The organism is Rhizobium sp. 21-4511-3d, assembly GCF_053522545.1.
This window is the reverse complement of record NZ_JBNWCF010000003.1, coordinates 176,909-193,066: the sequence shown is the minus strand read 5'-3', so window position 1 is coordinate 193,066 and position 16,158 is coordinate 176,909. Positions and strand designations below refer to the sequence as shown.

Genomic DNA, 16,158 nt, shown 5'->3' with positions numbered 1-16,158 from the left:
TCGCGATGCCTCCGCTTATCGAGCAGTCCTTGATTTCAGGGTTCGTTTCCTCGGATGAGCTCGATGCCGTTTGCGCTGGCCCATTGGCCGATATCCTGCTTCGTCAGAGCCGTCGCCATCAGATCGGGGAACTGATCCGGCGTGCAGGCGAAAACCGGGCAGTCCATCGCGGCAATCGCACCGGCGTGACGGCTATCGTAGCTTGGCCGGCCGTCGTCGGAGAGCGCCAGGAGCACGATGACGTTGACGCCGGACTGTTTCAGCGCCGCCACCCGTGCCAGCATGGCGTCTGCATCGCCGCCCTCGTAGAGATCGGTGATCAGCACCAGATGCGTCTTGGCCGGCCGGTCGATCTTGGTCTCGCAATAGGCAAGTGCGGCATTGATATCCGTGCCGCCGCCGAGCTGAACGCCGAAGAGCACCTGGACCGGATCGGCAAGATCCTCGGTGAGATCGACGATCGAGGTGTCGAAGCAGACCAGCTTCGTCGACAGAACCGGCAGCGAAGCCATGACCGCAGCAAAGATCGAGGCATAGACGACCGATGGCGCCATCGAGCCCGACTGGTCGACGCAGAGCAGGACATGGTCGAGATCCGCGCGCGTTCGCGTCTTGCGGGCAAAGCCGACAAGCGTCTCCGGTACGACCGTATTGTAGTCCTTCTGATAGTGGCGGAGATTGGCGCGGATGGTGCGCGGCCAGTCGATATCGGCATGCCGCGGCCGGTGCGTTCGCTTAGAGCGGTTCACCGCGCCGGTCAGCTTCTCCACCGTCTTGGATTGCAGCCGTTTCATCAGGTCCGCGACGACCTTGTCGACAACGGTGCGGGCGGTCTCCATGGTCTTTTCCGGCATGGCGCCACGCAGCGAAATCAGATCGGCTACGAGGTGGACGTCCGGTTCCAGGGTTTCCAGGAACTCCGGCTCCATCATCAGCGACTTGAGGTTCAGGCGCTCGAAGGCATCCTTCTGGATGACCTGCACGACCGGCGTCGGAAAGAATTCGCGGATATCGCCGAGCCAGCGGGAGACCTTCGGCGAAGAAGCCCCAAGCCCGCCGCGCCCCTTCTTGCCCTCGCCATCATAGAGAGCCGACAGTGCCTGGCTCAGCCGCCGATCACGTTCGCCAAGCCCTCCCATATCGTCATCGCCGAGAGCAAGCTTCCAGCGGCGGATCTGTTCGGAGGTCATTGGCTCATTCCCAGAATGTGCTTCAGAAGCGGCAAGGCGCGTTCGAAGGCGGAATTGTCCGAGGTTTCGGCTTGGGCAGGCAAGGTTTCTCCTCGTCCGCCGGCGATCCGTTCCATGATCCGTTTGCGGCCGCTCGCATCGAAGCCGGACATGGCGCGGCGCAGAAGCGGCAAGCTTTCGACGAGGACCGCCTCGTCCAGCCCGCAAAGCCACTCGTCGATCAGCAAGAGCAACGTCTGATCCTGGATCAGAACCTCTGCCGCGCCTGCGATAAAGGCCTCGATGAAGGGGCCAGCGCGTGCTGGCTCCTCGCCGACGATCTGGCGGGAAAAGGCTGCTGAAACCTGCTGCCTATCCCAGATGCCGAGATCGTGCAGCCGGCGCAGGCTGAAGCCGACGGCTGGCGCCACCGCCTGTTCGTCATCGACCAGCAGCGCAAGCTGGCGCCGCCACTCCGCCAGCAGAGCGGCATCGCTGAAAAGGCCAAGCGCTTCGTCGAAGGCGCGCATCGCGCTCATGCGTTTCGACGTCGCGTCCTCATCCAGCTGGCGTGAACCGATGCGCACGCCGGCATTCACCTCGACGCTGATCGCGGTGACCAGCGCCCGCAACTCCGGCTCCGGCAGCTTGCGGGCGGTGCCATAGCGCACGATACGCACAAGCGGCGGCACCGCATTCATGAGATCGGTGATGTCGTTGCTCTGGACGGCCGCAGCCTGCAAAAGACCGATGCAGGCGCTCGCTGCTTCCGGAAGATCGGCGACAAGGGCGCCCCGCACCAGATCCGAAAGCGGCGCGATACCTTCCGCCTTCCGGCCGCGATCGATCGTTGCGGCCGCGGCAGCCTGTTCGATCGTCAGACCCCAGACAAGCGCTTCGGCCAGTGCCACCGACATATCCGGAGACCAGGTGAGGCGCCAGATTTCGCGATATGTCCCTCTTCCGGCTTCCGCATCGATCAACCGCCCCCACTGGATGCCGATCAGGTTGAGCCGATGCAGGAAGGTGGATTTCAGCAGGCCCGCCTCGCTGCGCAGGTCGAGCTTTATCTCGCTCACCGCCTCTTCCGGCTTCAGTCGCGTCCTCTTGCACCAGGCCTCGAAATCCCTGGCGAGCGGCATCTGAGGCACCGCCTCGTCGATTTCGCCGATGCGGTTTCCCATGTAGAGTTTGCGCTCGATCATCGCGAGCTGCAGGCCGTCGCCATGGCACAGCGACGACAGAGAGGCATCCCGCATTTCGGCCAGGCCCGGCATGCTCAGACCCCGCATGCTGGCGAGCCCAAGTGCAAGCCGCGCCGCCTCGATGGCCGAGGCCGTGGAGGCATCGAAACCTTCCTGCCGCAAAAGGGTTGCGGTCCGTGCCTGCCAGACGGCGGCAAAGGCTTCCGGGCCATCATGCCGATCGCCGGAATAGAGCCCCCAGAGATGCCGGTACCAGCCAGGCGAGATGACGCCCGCGCCATAGCCCGACGCATAGCTGAGACGCCCGTCGCTCCACGGCGCCCAGGTTGCCTCCACCTTGATCTTCGGTAGATCCTTGACGATGGCGCGGTCCTCGGCAGCCGTCGTTTCCTCACGAAGCCCGCCGATATGCCAGGCGCCGACCACGACCGCGACCTCGCCCTCATGGCTCTTCAGCGCATCGCGGATATGCCCGCGCATGAAGGCCTCCCGGCGGCTCTCGCGCAGCCGCTGCTGATCGCTCATGCCTCCGGCATCCGACTGGTATTGACGCGCTTCCGTCATGGCGGTTTCGATGGCGGCAAATATCTCGAGCGGTGACTGGCCGCCGCCATGCTGCTCGATCAGCCCGTTCCAGAAACTCTCGCCGTCGCCATATCCGGCCGCTTCCGCCAGGAGATCGAGCGGGTCGAGACGAGGTGCCAAGCCCTCATCCGCCGCGGCATCACTCCCTTCGTCCTGCACCTCGTCGGGTTTCTCGAGGGTCGAGCGGGCCTCCTCCTTGGCCGCCTTGGTAAGCGCGAGGGACACGGAAGCCGGCCAATCGATGAAGCGTACGGCGCGGCCATGAGCGAGCGCCCATTGCATCGCAACCCATTCCGGCGAGAATTCCGCGAAAGGCGCGAATACGGCATTTGCCGGTTCGTCCGCAGCATAGAACAGCATCGCCAGCGGTGGCTTCATGCCGGGCAGCGCCACATACTGGATGAGTGCATCGCCCTCCGGCGCGCCCTCGATCAAAACGCAGGCGGGATCGAGGGCGTCGAGCGCGCCCTTGAGAAGCGCCGCCGAGCCCGGTCCGTGATGGCGGATGCCGAAGAGATGCGCCTTTCGCTTGGCAGCCATCAGATCACCTCGCGGATGGCCTCGTAGAGATCGCTCCAGCCGTCGCGCGTGCGCACCACCGTTTCCAGATATTCGGACAGCGCCACGCTGTCCTGCACCGGATCCTTGACCACGGCACCGACGATGTTGGTGGCAAGCGCATTGGCATCGATCCGGCCGTTGCCGAAATAGGCCGCCTCCGTCCAGGCCGAGACGCCGACGGAAATGGCTTCCGCCGTCGAGAGCGTACCGGTCGAGGTCTTGAGCTTGGTCTTGCCGTTCAGCGTCTTGCCATCGCGAATTTCGCGGAACAAGGTGACGACGCGCGCCAGCTCCTTGTCGGCCGGCTGGATTGGCGGCAGGCTGAGATTGGTGCCGATCTCGCCGACACGCTTCACGACAATCTGCGTTTCCTCATCGAGCGAGCTCGGCGACGGCAGCACGACGACGTTGAAACGCCGCTTCAGCGCCGAGGAGAGATCGTTGACGCCCTTGTCACGATTGTTCGCCGTGGCGATGATATTGAAGCCCCGTTCCGCGCCGATGGCGATATCGAGTTCCGGTACGGGCAACGTCTTTTCGGAAAGCACGGTGATCAGCGTGTCCTGCACATCCGAGCCCATGCGGGTCAGCTCTTCGAGCCGCAAGAGCGTGCCCTCCTCCATCGCCCGCACCAGCGGCGTCTTGATGAGAGCCTCCGGCGAAGGCCCTTTGGCCAGAAGCAGGGCGTAGTTCCAGCCATAGCGGATCTGGTTTTCGTCAGTGCCGGCCGTGCACTGGATGAGACGCTGCGACGAACCGGAGATCGCTGCGGCGAGGTGTTCTGAAACCCACGATTTGGCAGTGCCCGGAAGCCCGAGCAGCAATAGCGCCCGGTCGGTCGCCAGCGTCGCGACAGCGGTTTCGATCAGCCGTCGATTGCCGACATATTTGGCGGTGATCGCGGTTCCATCGGATGCCTTTCCGCCCAGCAGATAGGTCACCACGGCCTGCGGAGACAGTTTCCAGTTGCTCGGCCGCGGGCGATCGTCGCCCTTTGCAAGCGCGGCCAGCTCGCCGGCATAGATTTCTTCCGCAGGGCGGCGAAGGTGGGCTTCAGACATGGTCGGTCTCCAGGCTATTCATAAGATCGAGGAAAAGAATGGCGTTGCCGGTTTTGGCGGGGTCGAGCGCAGCGAACTCCGTTCGCAAGGCCGGACGCATCGCCGGCGGGCACATGGCGGCCATGTCGTCGATGATATCCGCATCGTAGCCGGCATTTGGCTTGCGAAGGGCAAGCCATGGCTTGGATCTCAGCACATCGGCGAACATCTTCTCGGTTGCTTCTGCGGCCAACTGCATCGCCATGCGACGGATCACCCATGGCGTCGTATCGCTTCCCCATCTGTCCGGCCGGAAGACATGGGCAACCCAGGCGCGCCGCATGTCCTGATTGTAGTCGGCCAGCGCTTCATCATCCGTCGCATCAACCAGCGTCCAGGCATCGGGCAGATGGCCGTCGGTGACCATTTCCACAACATCGAGCCGCCCGTCCTGTGTTGCCATGAGAAAGAAGGCCAGCAGCAGATCGTTCTGCTTTTCAGCGGCAGCAATCATGGCCTCCACCGAGAGCGACAGCGCGCCGGCAAGCATCTCAAGGCCGATCGGCCCGAAGGCTTGATTGAGCCAGGCCCTCTTGGTGTGATCCCGCACGGTCGCGGGCAGTTCCAGCGTCAGAACCGTCTTCTTGAATATGAGCCCGGATTTCGAAACCTTGATGCGCTCCAACACCTCGCGCAGCGCAGGATCGCTGCCCTCGAAACCAGGCAGTTTCACGATCAATCTCTGCGCCAGCGCGCGAACACGTGGTGCGCGATCCTTTTCGAGGCTTGTCAGGAACGGTGCATCGGCTTCCGAAAGACGCTCACGAAAGGCGCCAAGCAGACGGAAGCGGCTATCGGCATCCTCCGTTTTCCAGACCGCTTCGACCAGCGCCCTTGCCGCGTCCGGATCGATTGCCCGGCGGCCGCTGATATATCCCGCCTTCACCGCCGGCGTTGCAAGCATCCAGTTTTCGTCGCTCAGGCGATCGGGCGCGAAGTAATTCTGCTTCTGAGCGACCGGCTTCTCCCGCTCGGAAAAGGCAAGCGCTTCCGCACCGAGATCTTCCGCATGGGCTTTCACGAAGGTTTCCAGCTTCGGCAGATCGAAGGGATGCAGCCTCAGCTTCCGTTCGACAAGCTTTCGCACGATCGCGGCGGACAGCGATGCCTGGCCCTTGCCCGCCATAAGACGGATCAGAAGTTTGCGCGCCGCGTCCGGCATGATCGTGGCTCTGTCCGCGATCACATCCTCGATCTGAAACTGCAGCGGCTGCGGCGGACGGTCAAACCGCAGGGCCTGAGCGGCCAATGCGAGAGCTTGCAGGGAATCCGTCGCGCCGATCGCGTCAAGCGGCAGGCCATCGCGGGCACCGGTAAGAAGCTTCGGCAGAATTGCGGTCTTCAGTCTTCCTCCGATCATGCTGTCCACCGTCCCAGTGCCGTCTCCGACCAGCAAAGCGTCAGCTCACTGCCATCCCAGAGGGCGGCCCCATCAATCGTCTCGAATTGCAGCAGCGGCCAGCTGACAGTCGATTGCGACCTTGCGACAGGCAGGCTGATCTCGTCGCCATGCAGGTAGAAAGCATCGCCCGATCGCCTGAGCCGTGCCCCGCGAAACATCATCGGATATTCCTGGAGCCAGGGCTTTTCGATCAGCGCGTCTTCATACAATCCGTAGGCTGCGGCCAGATTCTGCTCTGGGAGAGCCAAAGGCGCATCGGAAGGCTCCGCGCCGGCCAGTTGATTGGCGATCAATGCACGGAGCGCCACGCTCGCGGGGTAGAAGACCAATTCGGCCTCGAAGGCATCGCCGACACTATAACCACTTGAAGACGCTCCGGTCGACACCGGGACATATTCGATGAGGACCGCCTGCCTGTCATCGCCCTGAAGCCATGTCTCGATCCGCCGCAACTTGTCGGGCTGCACCTCGCTGCGGACCGCCCAGACCCGCCATGTTCCCGAAACGCGCAGAGCCTGCTTGTCTTCCAGCAGCGCCTCGCGCGTGACGTTCCAGCCGACCAGCTGCCGGATATCATGGCGCATGGGTTCGGAGAGATCATTTTGCCGACGATAGGCCTCAGCAAGCAGGTGCAGCATGCCAAGCTCGCGTATCGCGGCCATCGGACGCTCTGCATCGGGGAGCGCAAACAGGCGGCTGGGCATTGTATCCACCCGAAGCGCCAGACCGGCTGCCTTTGCATCGAACAGACGCTGAGCCATAACCCGGCAGACGGCAGACGCCTTTGCCGGAAAGGCCGCAAGCCCAGCATCCGTCTGGTCGGCAAGCCAGATATCCAGTTCATCAAGACCGTTTGTGATCGACGTCTCGCGTTCGAGCCGATTCCGCTCGCGGGCAGCCGCCGCCCGGGCTTCCGCTTTGGGGTCGGCCTCGGCCTCAATCTCTTCGATGGCCGAGATCGAAGCCTTGGGCTTTTCGGGTGTGGCCGCCGGTGACGCGGCCGATGGACCGCGACGGCGCGCAAGCCAGTCGTTCACCCAGTCCGGCACCGGCCGCTCCTGAAAATCCACCTTGCCCTCGACCCGCATCCACATCAGGGCGAGCGAATGCTTGCAGGGAAATTTCCGGCTCGGACAGCTGCACTTATAGCCGGCATCGGCCTCGGTCACCGAGATCCTGTAGGGGGTCGATCCCGAACCCTGGCACTCCCCCCAAATGAGCCCGGCACGATCCTCGGCAATCGTCGGCCAGCTCGAAGGCTTCAGAAGCTTCTTCGCCGCTGCCAATGAGCCTTGATCCGGTGCAAGCTCCTCGATTTTTGCCAGCGTCAGACCCAAACGAAACCTCCGAACCGCCTACTTTCAGCTGCATCTCAAAAGAGGCGTAGCGGTCAACCACGACGCCAAGTTGACGAGACCCGAACAGACATGGAATCGCTTTACAATCGGTGAAGGGGCGGATGCCATCCGCAAGTTTCGGCTGAGCGTTCGGCGTGCTGTCCGAGCACCGATTGCGCCAGCGTTACCCAGCCAAGTGACTTGTGTCATTTTCACCGCGATCACCGAGCCAACCTGTGAACATTCGAAGTTTCGATTGCCGTTCATGGACAAAGGAGGCATTAGCCTAGCGCTAGCGATTCTGCAGTCTGACGATTGGAGATGCGGCAGGAAACGGCTGCATCCCGAAGGGGCAATGTTCGAGCCGATGCGCGAATATCTGAAAATACCGAGCCGGGTTGAAGTTGTCCGCGCTCGCGAGATCATTTCGGCATCGGGAGAAAGCTGGGACACTTCGCCGGGTTGGGTTCGCGAATGCTACGAACGTGGCGGGATGGTTATATCCGCGACGGGTGTCACGGTGTTCAATGGCCCGGCGGCTCTGAGAGCCCAGCTTGCCGATTTCGTCGTTCGCGATCATCGGGGCATTTTTTCTGTCTACGACGAGACGGCTTTCGAGCAGAATTTCGTGCCGGCCCACTCCGCTGAAGTCTTCAAGTTGCACGCCGCGTAAATTGCGAGCGCCCGGTCCGCCGCGCAGGGCGACGGACCGAAGCCAATTCTAGTTCAGACCGGACCGGCGCAGGGTCAGCCCCGTGCCGGCGTCGAACAGATGGATGCGCGTCTCATCGAGCGCAAACGAGACTCGATCGCCCGACTTGGGGCAGGACGCGGCCTTTACCAGTGCGCCCACTTCCTTTCCTGCGACCTGGAAGGTGACCAGGGCATCGTTGCCGTGAAACTCGATAAGGTCGGCCAAGCCGGAAAGCGTGTTGGCAGCGCCGGGCCGCGCGGCGGCAAGGTCGGGCGGCCGAATGCCGAGGACCACCTTCTGGCCTTCGGTGAGCGAGAATGCGTCGCCGACGATATGGATGTCCGAGCCTTCAGCGCGAAGGATCCAGCCGCGCTCGCCTCTTGCGACCGAAACATCGATCAGGTTCATGTTCGGCGTGCCGATGAAGCCCGCCACGAACAGCGTTCTCGGGCGTTCGTATATCTCGGCCGGCGTTCCAACCTGCTCGATCGCCCCGCCCTTCATCAGAACGATGCGGTCGGCAAGCGTCATCGCTTCAAGCTGGTCATGCGTGACGTAGATCGTCGTGGTCTGCAGCTTCCGGTGAAGCCTCGCGATCTCGACCCGCATGTGATGACGGAGCTTGGCGTCGAGGTTCGAAAGCGGCTCGTCGAACAGGAACACTTTCGGCGTCTTGATCATCGCGCGCGCGATCGCGACACGCTGCTGCTGGCCGCCTGAAAGCTCGGTCGGCTTGCGCGTCAGATACGGCTCGAGGCCAAGTGTGGCGGCGACCGCCTTGATCCGCTGGTCGATCTCGCTCTTGGGAACTTTCATCCGCTTGAGGCCGAAAGCGATATTGTCGTAGATCGTCATGTGCGGATAAAGCGCGTAATTCTGGAAAACCATCGCTACGCCGCGGTCGCGCGGCTCAAGATCGTTGACCTCGGTTCCGCCAATCGAGACCGAGCCGCCGGAAATCTCTTCCAGCCCGGCGATCATTCTGAGGAGCGTGGATTTTCCGCAGCCGGACGGGCCGAGGAAAACGATGAACTCCCGGTCAGCCACATCGAGATTGAAGTCCTTGATGACGTTGATGGAACCGTAGCTCTTGTCTACGTTGGCGCACGCGATATTGGACATCAGTTTCCTCCCGCTTCCATCAGGATCTGCAGCTTGACATCAGTCGGACGGGCGGAGGCCGCCCGCTCGAACGCCTTCACGCTTTCGCGGAAATCGAAGGTTTCGGTGATCAGCGGCTTGAGATCGACCTTTCCGGAAGCAATGAGCTGAAGCGCCCGATCGAAGATGTTGGCATATCTGAAGACGGTTTCGATACGCACTTCCTTGGCGATCGCGCCGGAGACGTCGAACTGAACGGGTTCGACCGGCAGGCCGACCATGACCAGCGTTCCGCCGGGGCGGACGAGATCGAAGAGACCTTGATAGGCCTTGGGGCTGCCGCTCGCCTCGAACACGACGTCAGCACCCCAGGCTTCGGTCTCGGAGGCGATGACATCCTTGAGCGCCCGCTCGGCGATATTCACGGGGATGATGCCGGGATAGCGTCCGGCGATCTCAAGCTTCTCGGCGCTGAAGTCCGAGATGTAGACCCGGCTGCATCCGCCGGCGAGCGCTGCGAGAGCCACCATGATGCCGATCGGACCACAGCCGATCACGGCGGCGACGTCGCCCGGCGCGATACGGGCACGGGCTGCCGCCTGCATGCCGATCGCAAACGGCTCGACCATCGCCCCTTCGGCGAACGAAACATTGTCCGGGAGCTTGTAGGTGAAGGCGGCCGGATGCACCGTGTAGGGTGTCAAAACACCGTGAATGGGTGGCGTCGCCCAGAAGCGGACGCTCGGGTCGACATTGTAGATACCGAGCTTCGAGGCGCGCGACGAGAGGTTCGGAATACCGGGCTCCATGCAGACCCGGTCGCCGACGGCAAGGCTCTTCACGTTCGATCCGACTTCGACAACGGTGCCGGCAGCCTCGTGACCGAGAACCATCGGTTCCCTGAGGACAAACGGGCCGATGGCACCGTGGGTGTAATAGTGGACGTCGCTTCCGCAAACGCCGACCGTGTTGATCTTGATCTTCACGTCGTCAGGTCCGACGGCCAGCGGGAGATCGATATCCCTCAACGCCAGTACGCCCTTTTGCTCCAGAACGAGAGCTTCCATTTTCAAGATTCCTTTTGACTAAGACGACTTGCGCTTGAAGGCGCTGTTCAGCATCCCGCTCAGGACTCCGAGGAAGAGCAGCGGGGGAATGGATAGCAGGACGACCGACGCGTTGAGGATGCCCCAAGGGACGTCCCGGCCGAGCTGGGTGAGTTCAGAGGCCACGATCGGCAGCGTCTTGGCGTCGGAAGTGGTCAGCATCAGCGCGATCAGGAATTCGTTCCAGACAAGAACGAAACTGAAGGCCACCGCTCCGATCAGCATCTCGGCAAACTTCGGGCTGGTCATCACGCTCGTGCGGTTCAGCTCGCTGAACTGGCCTTCCGCAAGGCGACGCTGCTCATTCTCCTTCGACGTCGCCCAGCCGATGAACAGGCCGGCGCACTGCTTGGCCGCGTCATCCTTGTTCGCCTTGGTGCCGATTGCCAGACCGTGGCCATAGCCACCACCAGTCAGCGGCGTCGGAGGCGGCAGGTAACCGATCTTGTCGGCGACCTGCGACGACTTCTTGTCGAGCGCCATGCCGACGAGCGGCGTGGATTCGATCAGCATCGCCACCTGGCCCGAGGTAAAGGCCCCGACGGCTTCGTCCCAACCGCCGGTCTGGCTGCCCGGAGCCGAATATTTGAAGAGCTTGAGATAGGTTTCCGTCGCCTTCACTGCCGCATCGCTGTCGAATGCCGGCGTCTTGCCATCGAACCAGTTGCCGCCGAAGCCCTTGAAGAACGGCATCCAACGCCAGACGTTCGCGCCCGAACCGCGCTGACCGCGAAGCGCCGTGCCATAGATGCCCTTGTCGGGTTGATTGAGCTTTTCGACCGCGGCAACATATTCGTCGAGTGTCTTGGGCGGCTGGATACCGGCGGCTTCAAGCAGGTCCTTGCGATAGACCATCAAGTCGCCGCCACCGGTCAGCGGCGCGAACCATACCTTGCCGTCGAAAGTCGCAACCTTCTGGCGGCCCGGATCGAAGTCGGCGTAGTCATAGTCTTTGGGGTAATAGTCGAGCAGAGGCGCGACCCAGCCGGACGACGCAAACAGCGCGACGTTGGCTTCGTCAATATAATACACGTTGTACTTCCCGATCGTCGAGGCGTCGGCCTTGGTCTTGGCGCGGCGGTCGTTCTCGTTCAGGTAGTCGATCTGGAAGTCAGCGCCTCCGCTGAGCTTCGTGAACTCGTCCTTGTACTTCTCAAGAAGGGTCAATCCATCGCGGGGCTGAGCGAGCACGCGGATAGTGCCGGAGCACTCTGCTGCGGCTGCGAAGGATGTTGCAGCGCCGAAAAATGCGCATGCGATAGCAATGCTCGAAACGAGCGTCTTCATCGGTTTCATGTGTGAATCTCCCAAAACTACCGAGCAGACTATGGATTTCCCGATCCCGTCTGCGCCTCCCAGCGATGTCGATCGCTGTAGTCATAGTACGAAGTCTCTTGCGGCGAACTAGCGCGCACCATGCGACAAATCTATACTTTAATGCGTTATGCGGCCGTTTGGTCTGCGGGTCGCACAGGCCGCCGCTGGGTCGTCAGCCGGCGATATGCCGACGGAGTGACCTTGTGGTGGCGCAGAAACGTCCGATTGAAATTGGAGATGTTCAGATATCCAACCTCGAAACAGATATCGGTGATCGGCATATCCGTATCGGACAACAGCTTGCAGGCCTGCCAGATGCGCAGCTTGTTGACATGGTCGGTGAAGGTATTGCCCGTGTTTTTCTTGAAGAAACGCGAGAAGGCGCTCTCGCTCATGCCGGCAAGCTCGGCGACCTCCGCCATATGGATATCCGTGGCGAGATTCTGAAAGATGTAGATCAGCGACTTCTGAAGCGCGTCCAGTGACTCCGTTTCGAGCTTCGGAGCGAATTCCGGTGACGAGAGAAGCTCGTACTCGCTGGATGAAGCAAGCAGATCGAGGAGCTGGACAAAGAGAGACAATCGCGAAAACCCTGTCAGATCGCCCATCTGCTCGATCATTTCAGCGGCTTTTGCCCTCGTCGCTCCGACATAGACAAGTCCGCGCTCGGACCTGCGAAAGAACTCGTCGAGCTGTCCAAACTCCGGAGAGGCTGCCGAGATGCCTCGCACGCGGTCGGGGTCAAACTGGATGACGACATCCCGCCCCTTTATGATCTCGCCAGGCTCCGTTGCCGTGACCCAGTCGTGCGGCAGGTTCGGGCCGACGACGGTCAGGTAACCGGAATGGAACTCACCGATATGATCGCCCACGAAAGCCATCCCGCTGGAATTTCGCAGAAGATGGATTTCGATCTCGGGGTGATAGTTCCAGACGTTACGCTCCCAAGGATAATCGTCCACCCGCCAGAGAAATGTCTCATTGGCATTGGTGACGATGTGCTCATAGGTCGGCGGATTGCCGGACAATGACGCGGATTTCGCGCCCAAAGCCCGTTTCGCAGCCGTGGACCTGTGTTTCAGCATCGCCCTTCCTCGCGAACATCACGCGGCACAGAATTAAGCTGTTTTTCTCTGCTGTCGAGATGCATCTCAAGTGAGACGAACCCTGGGCCTAGGCCGCGCATTACTCGCCTTCGGTCAGGCCGTCATAGACTTCCATCAATGCGTTGGTGATCGCCTGCCCAAGCGCGGCACCCGCAGCGCGAACATCGTTCTCGTCACCGTCGCGCGCCGACCTGGCAAGCTCGAAGCCCTGTTCGCTGACGATCAGCTTGGCGACTTCGATCGCCCACTGGCCGAAATCACCGCGATTTCCGATCTGGATCTGTTCTTCCACGCCGCTCTCCTTCGCTCGTTGGCCTCCATCTAGCGGATGTGGCCGCGGGCGCAAGCGCGAATGGCAGGTCGCCTACCAGACGAGACCGCGGGCCGCGACTTCCTCGACGCGGGTGACGACGCCGTTGCGGTGAAACACCATCGTGTCGAAGAGGTTCGAGACGACGCAGGTGTGGTTGGGGATGATGAAGATCTTCTCGCCGATCTGCGGACGCGGTCCGGTGCAGGCCGAAAGGTCGATCACGCCATGCTCTTCGGAGAGGCTGGCGATCTTCGCCTCGGGATAGCCGACGACGAGGCCGAAATCGCTGAAGCCCTGCAGATCCGAGGTCAGCGCCTTCGAACCGGCATCGATGACGGCGCGGTCGCCGTTCGGCCGGGAGACGACGGTCGCGACGATATACATGGCGCAGTCGTCCTCCGTGCAGTGGCCCATGCGGATCATCTGTCGGTCGTTGTAGATATAGGTCCCGGCCCGGTGTTCGGTGGCCGACTTGACGAGATGGGCGTCGAAAAGGCTCGGCGTGCCGCCGTTGCTGACGATCGGGCAGGCGATGCCTTCGGCTTCCAGCTGCTGCAGCGTCGCCTGGATGAAGGCTTCCACGGCATCGGCCGCCTGCGGCTTCGGGTAGGTGAGAATGCCGCCGAAGGTCAGGCCGTCGGCAGCGGCGATGCGCTTGGCAAGCGAGGCCGCCTGTTCCGGCGTCTGGACGCCGCAGCGCGCGCCGCCGGTATCACACTCGACGAGCACGGTCAGCGGCTTGCGGCCGGAGAAATGCGCCGAGAGGCCATCGACCGTCACGTCGCTGTCGGCCACCACCTTGAGAGCGGAGATACGGTCGTTCAGGGCGCCGAGCCGGTCTAGCTTCTGCGGACCGAGAATATTGAAGGTGATCAGGATGTCTTCGAAGCCGGCGGCAGCGAAGACCTCGGCCTCGGTGACCTTCTGGCAATTGATGCCCTTGGCGCCGGCCGCCACCTGGGCAACGGCGAGCGCCGGGATCTTGTGCGTCTTGATATGCGGGCGAAAATTCAGGCCGTGCTCGTCCATATAGGACTGAACCCGGTGAATATTGGCGGCCAGCTTGTCTTCGTCGATAACGGGGCGGGGGGTCGAGAGATCCGCGATCCTGTCACCAGCCTTGGCGACGACGGCAAACTGGTTGTCATGCATCTCAGGCGGCTCCGCGTTCGCTTCCATGAGGATCGGCCACGATCGGCCAGATGTTCTTCGGCGCCCGGCGGTAAGGCGTCGTCGCCGGGTTATTGGGATAGGGCGTTCCCGCCGAGCAGTAAAGGATCTCGGCGGCAATCTTCGAGAAGGAGGCGAAGAAGTGGTTGGTCGACTTGATGACCAGGATCTTCTGTTTGGCCGGATCGATGCCCATCACCGAAAACAGGCTCGGATCGAAGCTTTGCGCGCGCGTCGAGTTGAGAATGATGTCGATACCGTCGAGCACGATATGCGCGGCATCGCCGAAGGGCGCCAGGCTCTCCCCGAACTGCATTTCGGCATCCTTCACCAGCTTGACGACCTTCACCATGCCATCGACGGGATTGCCGGTGCCGGGCGCGGATTTGGCGCCGAAGCGGAGCGGGATTTCAGCGCCCTCGCCCGCCGCAAAGCAAATCTGGACGGCAATCGGATCCCAGATCGTGCCGATCGCAGCGCTCGTCACACCGCGGGCCAGCAATTCCTCGAGGATGACCGTCGCATCGCCCGCCGTGCCGCCGCCCGGATTGTCCCAGACATCGGCGATGACCACCGGCCAGGCCTTGGCGGCGATCGCCCGCGACACCGCTTCCTTCTCGTCGATCTGTGGCACCATGAACGTGCCACGCTTGGAAAACAGCTCCATGCCGAGTTCGCGCGCCAGCGCCGCACCCTTTTCCGGCTTGTTGTCGGTGACGACCAGCAGCTTGGTGCCCATCTCCGGCACGTCGCCGACCATGAAGCCGTGAACGACCGAGATCGACAAGACGTCCGGGTCTTCCTTCTCGATGCGCATGATCTTGTCGACGAACGAGCGCATCGGGTCGCGCGAGGTTGGGAAAACGTCGATCATCCGGCAATCGAACACCGAATTCACAGGCTTTGCCCGGCCCTCGAGCGCATCGACGGCGATCCGCCACAGGTCCTCGGCGCGATCGACGAAATCGGTATGCGGGAACTCCTTGAAATAGACGGCAAAGTTCAGCGCTTCGATGCGCTTCTTCGTCAGATGGCTGTGCGGATCGAGTTCGGCGCAGATCAGCACGTCGGGTCCGACCATGTCGCGCATGCGGCTCAGGAGATCGCCTTCGGTATCTTCATATCCGGCAGCGACCATGGCGCCGTGCAGACCCATGACGATAGCATCGACAGGCATCGCCGCTTTCAGCTGGTCGAGGATTTCGTCGCGCAGCTCTTCATAGGTGTTGCGATTGACGAGGCCGGCGGGGTCCGCCCAGGTGGCCGTGCCCTCGATCAGCTCCCAGCCCTTTCCGGCAGTGACGCGGCGGCCGACGGTGATCGGCGCAGTGCAGAGCGTCGGCGTTTCCGGATGCTGGCCAGGCGGCGCATAGAGGGACGCCTCGAAGGCACGGCGATCCACACAGATCGGGGAAAAGGTATTGGTCTCGGTCGCCAGTGCTGCCGTGAAAATGCGCAAGTGAGTTGGCCTTATTTTGTCGGTTCCGCGTCAACCCATCGGGTTCGGCAGGTAGCCGGTGAATCCGCAGATCTTCCATCGTCCTTCGTGGAGCCTGCAATAATAAAGCGTCTGCCACTGCATGATGTCGCGGCTGCCGTCGCTCTTCGTCAGGCCCCCGTCGAACTTCTTGCGGACAAGCGCCATCTCGCCTTCGATCTCGATATCTTCGAGGGTCGTGGTGGTGAAGATCGCCGTGCGGGTATCCTCGGCAAAGCTCTGCGTCGCGAAGTCCTTGGCCTGCTTCAGCCACTCGTCGCGATAGGCTTTCAGCGTCGGGAAGGCGAGACTCCATTTGTCGGGGCTGACTTCCTTGCGGCCATCGATGCCGATGAAGCCTTCCTCGACGAAATCATGCTCGACGGCGGACCAGTCGGCGGCCAGAAACGCATCGATATCGCGCGTCACCAGCATCTCCCAAATGGTATGCCTGGCGGCATCGGAGGCGGGGAAAGGATTCTTGAAAGGATCACGCATGTTCGCCCCCGATTTAA

At 62.0% G+C, this 16,158-nt stretch carries 14 protein-coding genes; 1 reads left to right on the top strand and 13 read right to left on the bottom strand.

Annotation, left to right across the window (positions count from 1 at the left end; all coding sequences use genetic code 11):
* Window positions 1-35: 35 nt before the first annotated feature.
* The 5 genes from ACQZ5H_RS09295 to ACQZ5H_RS09275 are packed head-to-tail and all read right to left on the bottom strand — an operon-like array spanning window position 36 to window position 7,359.
* Window positions 36-1,190 (bottom strand): VWA domain-containing protein, encoded by a 1,155-nt coding sequence (locus tag ACQZ5H_RS09295; protein ID WP_449097449.1) that lies wholly within the window; start codon window positions 1,188-1,190, stop codon window positions 36-38.
* Window positions 1,187-3,499 carry a DUF5682 family protein gene (locus ACQZ5H_RS09290; protein WP_449097448.1) on the bottom strand — a complete coding sequence of 771 codons (2,313 nt, stop codon included), beginning with the start codon at window positions 3,497-3,499 and terminating at the stop codon, window positions 1,187-1,189. The genes ACQZ5H_RS09295 and ACQZ5H_RS09290 overlap by 4 nt, the downstream gene beginning before the upstream one ends.
* On the bottom strand, window positions 3,499-4,581 hold the full coding sequence (locus tag ACQZ5H_RS09285) for an ATP-binding protein (protein ID WP_449097447.1): 1,083 nt from the start codon (window positions 4,579-4,581) through the stop codon (window positions 3,499-3,501). Before ACQZ5H_RS09285 ends, ACQZ5H_RS09290 begins: the two co-directional genes overlap by 1 nt.
* Window positions 4,574-5,980: a DUF5691 domain-containing protein gene (locus tag ACQZ5H_RS09280; RefSeq protein WP_449097446.1), complete on the bottom strand. Its 1,407-nt coding sequence runs from the start codon at window positions 5,978-5,980 to the stop codon at window positions 4,574-4,576. The genes ACQZ5H_RS09285 and ACQZ5H_RS09280 overlap by 8 nt, the downstream gene beginning before the upstream one ends.
* Window positions 5,977-7,359, bottom strand: a complete 1,383-nt coding sequence (locus ACQZ5H_RS09275) for an SWIM zinc finger family protein (protein WP_449097445.1) — start codon at window positions 7,357-7,359, stop codon at window positions 5,977-5,979. Before ACQZ5H_RS09275 ends, ACQZ5H_RS09280 begins: the two co-directional genes overlap by 4 nt.
* A 355-nt stretch (window positions 7,360-7,714) precedes the next feature.
* Between ACQZ5H_RS09275 and ACQZ5H_RS09270 the strand changes: the two genes are divergently transcribed.
* Window positions 7,715-8,032 carry a hypothetical protein gene (locus ACQZ5H_RS09270; protein WP_449097444.1) on the top strand — a complete coding sequence of 106 codons (318 nt, stop codon included), beginning with the start codon at window positions 7,715-7,717 and terminating at the stop codon, window positions 8,030-8,032.
* Between the two features lie 48 nt (window positions 8,033-8,080).
* On the opposite strand, the gene ACQZ5H_RS09265 is transcribed toward ACQZ5H_RS09270, so the two are convergent.
* From ACQZ5H_RS09265 to ACQZ5H_RS09230, 8 genes are all read right to left on the bottom strand, one after another.
* A complete protein-coding gene (locus tag ACQZ5H_RS09265) occupies window positions 8,081-9,175 on the bottom strand; it encodes an ABC transporter ATP-binding protein (protein ID WP_449097443.1) in 1,095 nt (364 codons plus the stop codon).
* Window positions 9,175-10,221 carry an NAD(P)-dependent alcohol dehydrogenase gene (locus tag ACQZ5H_RS09260; protein ID WP_199625658.1) on the bottom strand — a complete coding sequence of 349 codons (1,047 nt, stop codon included), beginning with the start codon at window positions 10,219-10,221 and terminating at the stop codon, window positions 9,175-9,177. The genes ACQZ5H_RS09265 and ACQZ5H_RS09260 overlap by 1 nt, the downstream gene beginning before the upstream one ends.
* 18 nt (window positions 10,222-10,239) lie before the next feature.
* A complete protein-coding gene (locus ACQZ5H_RS09255) occupies window positions 10,240-11,547 on the bottom strand; it encodes an extracellular solute-binding protein (RefSeq protein ID WP_449097655.1) in 1,308 nt (435 codons plus the stop codon).
* Between the two features lie 155 nt (window positions 11,548-11,702).
* A complete protein-coding gene (locus ACQZ5H_RS09250) occupies window positions 11,703-12,662 on the bottom strand; it encodes an AraC family transcriptional regulator (protein WP_449097442.1) in 960 nt (319 codons plus the stop codon).
* Between the two features lie 100 nt (window positions 12,663-12,762).
* On the bottom strand, window positions 12,763-12,975 hold the full coding sequence (locus ACQZ5H_RS09245) for a hypothetical protein (RefSeq protein WP_112714709.1): 213 nt from the start codon (window positions 12,973-12,975) through the stop codon (window positions 12,763-12,765).
* Between the two features lie 72 nt (window positions 12,976-13,047).
* On the bottom strand, window positions 13,048-14,148 hold the full coding sequence (locus tag ACQZ5H_RS09240; RefSeq protein ID WP_449097441.1) for a D-TA family PLP-dependent enzyme: 1,101 nt from the start codon (window positions 14,146-14,148) through the stop codon (window positions 13,048-13,050).
* Window position 14,149: 1 nt separating this feature from the next.
* A complete protein-coding gene (locus ACQZ5H_RS09235; RefSeq protein ID WP_449097440.1) occupies window positions 14,150-15,625 on the bottom strand; it encodes a M81 family metallopeptidase in 1,476 nt (491 codons plus the stop codon).
* Between the two features lie 30 nt (window positions 15,626-15,655).
* On the bottom strand, window positions 15,656-16,141 hold the full coding sequence (locus tag ACQZ5H_RS09230; protein WP_449097439.1) for a hypothetical protein: 486 nt from the start codon (window positions 16,139-16,141) through the stop codon (window positions 15,656-15,658).
* Between the last annotated feature and the right edge of the window lie 17 nt (window positions 16,142-16,158).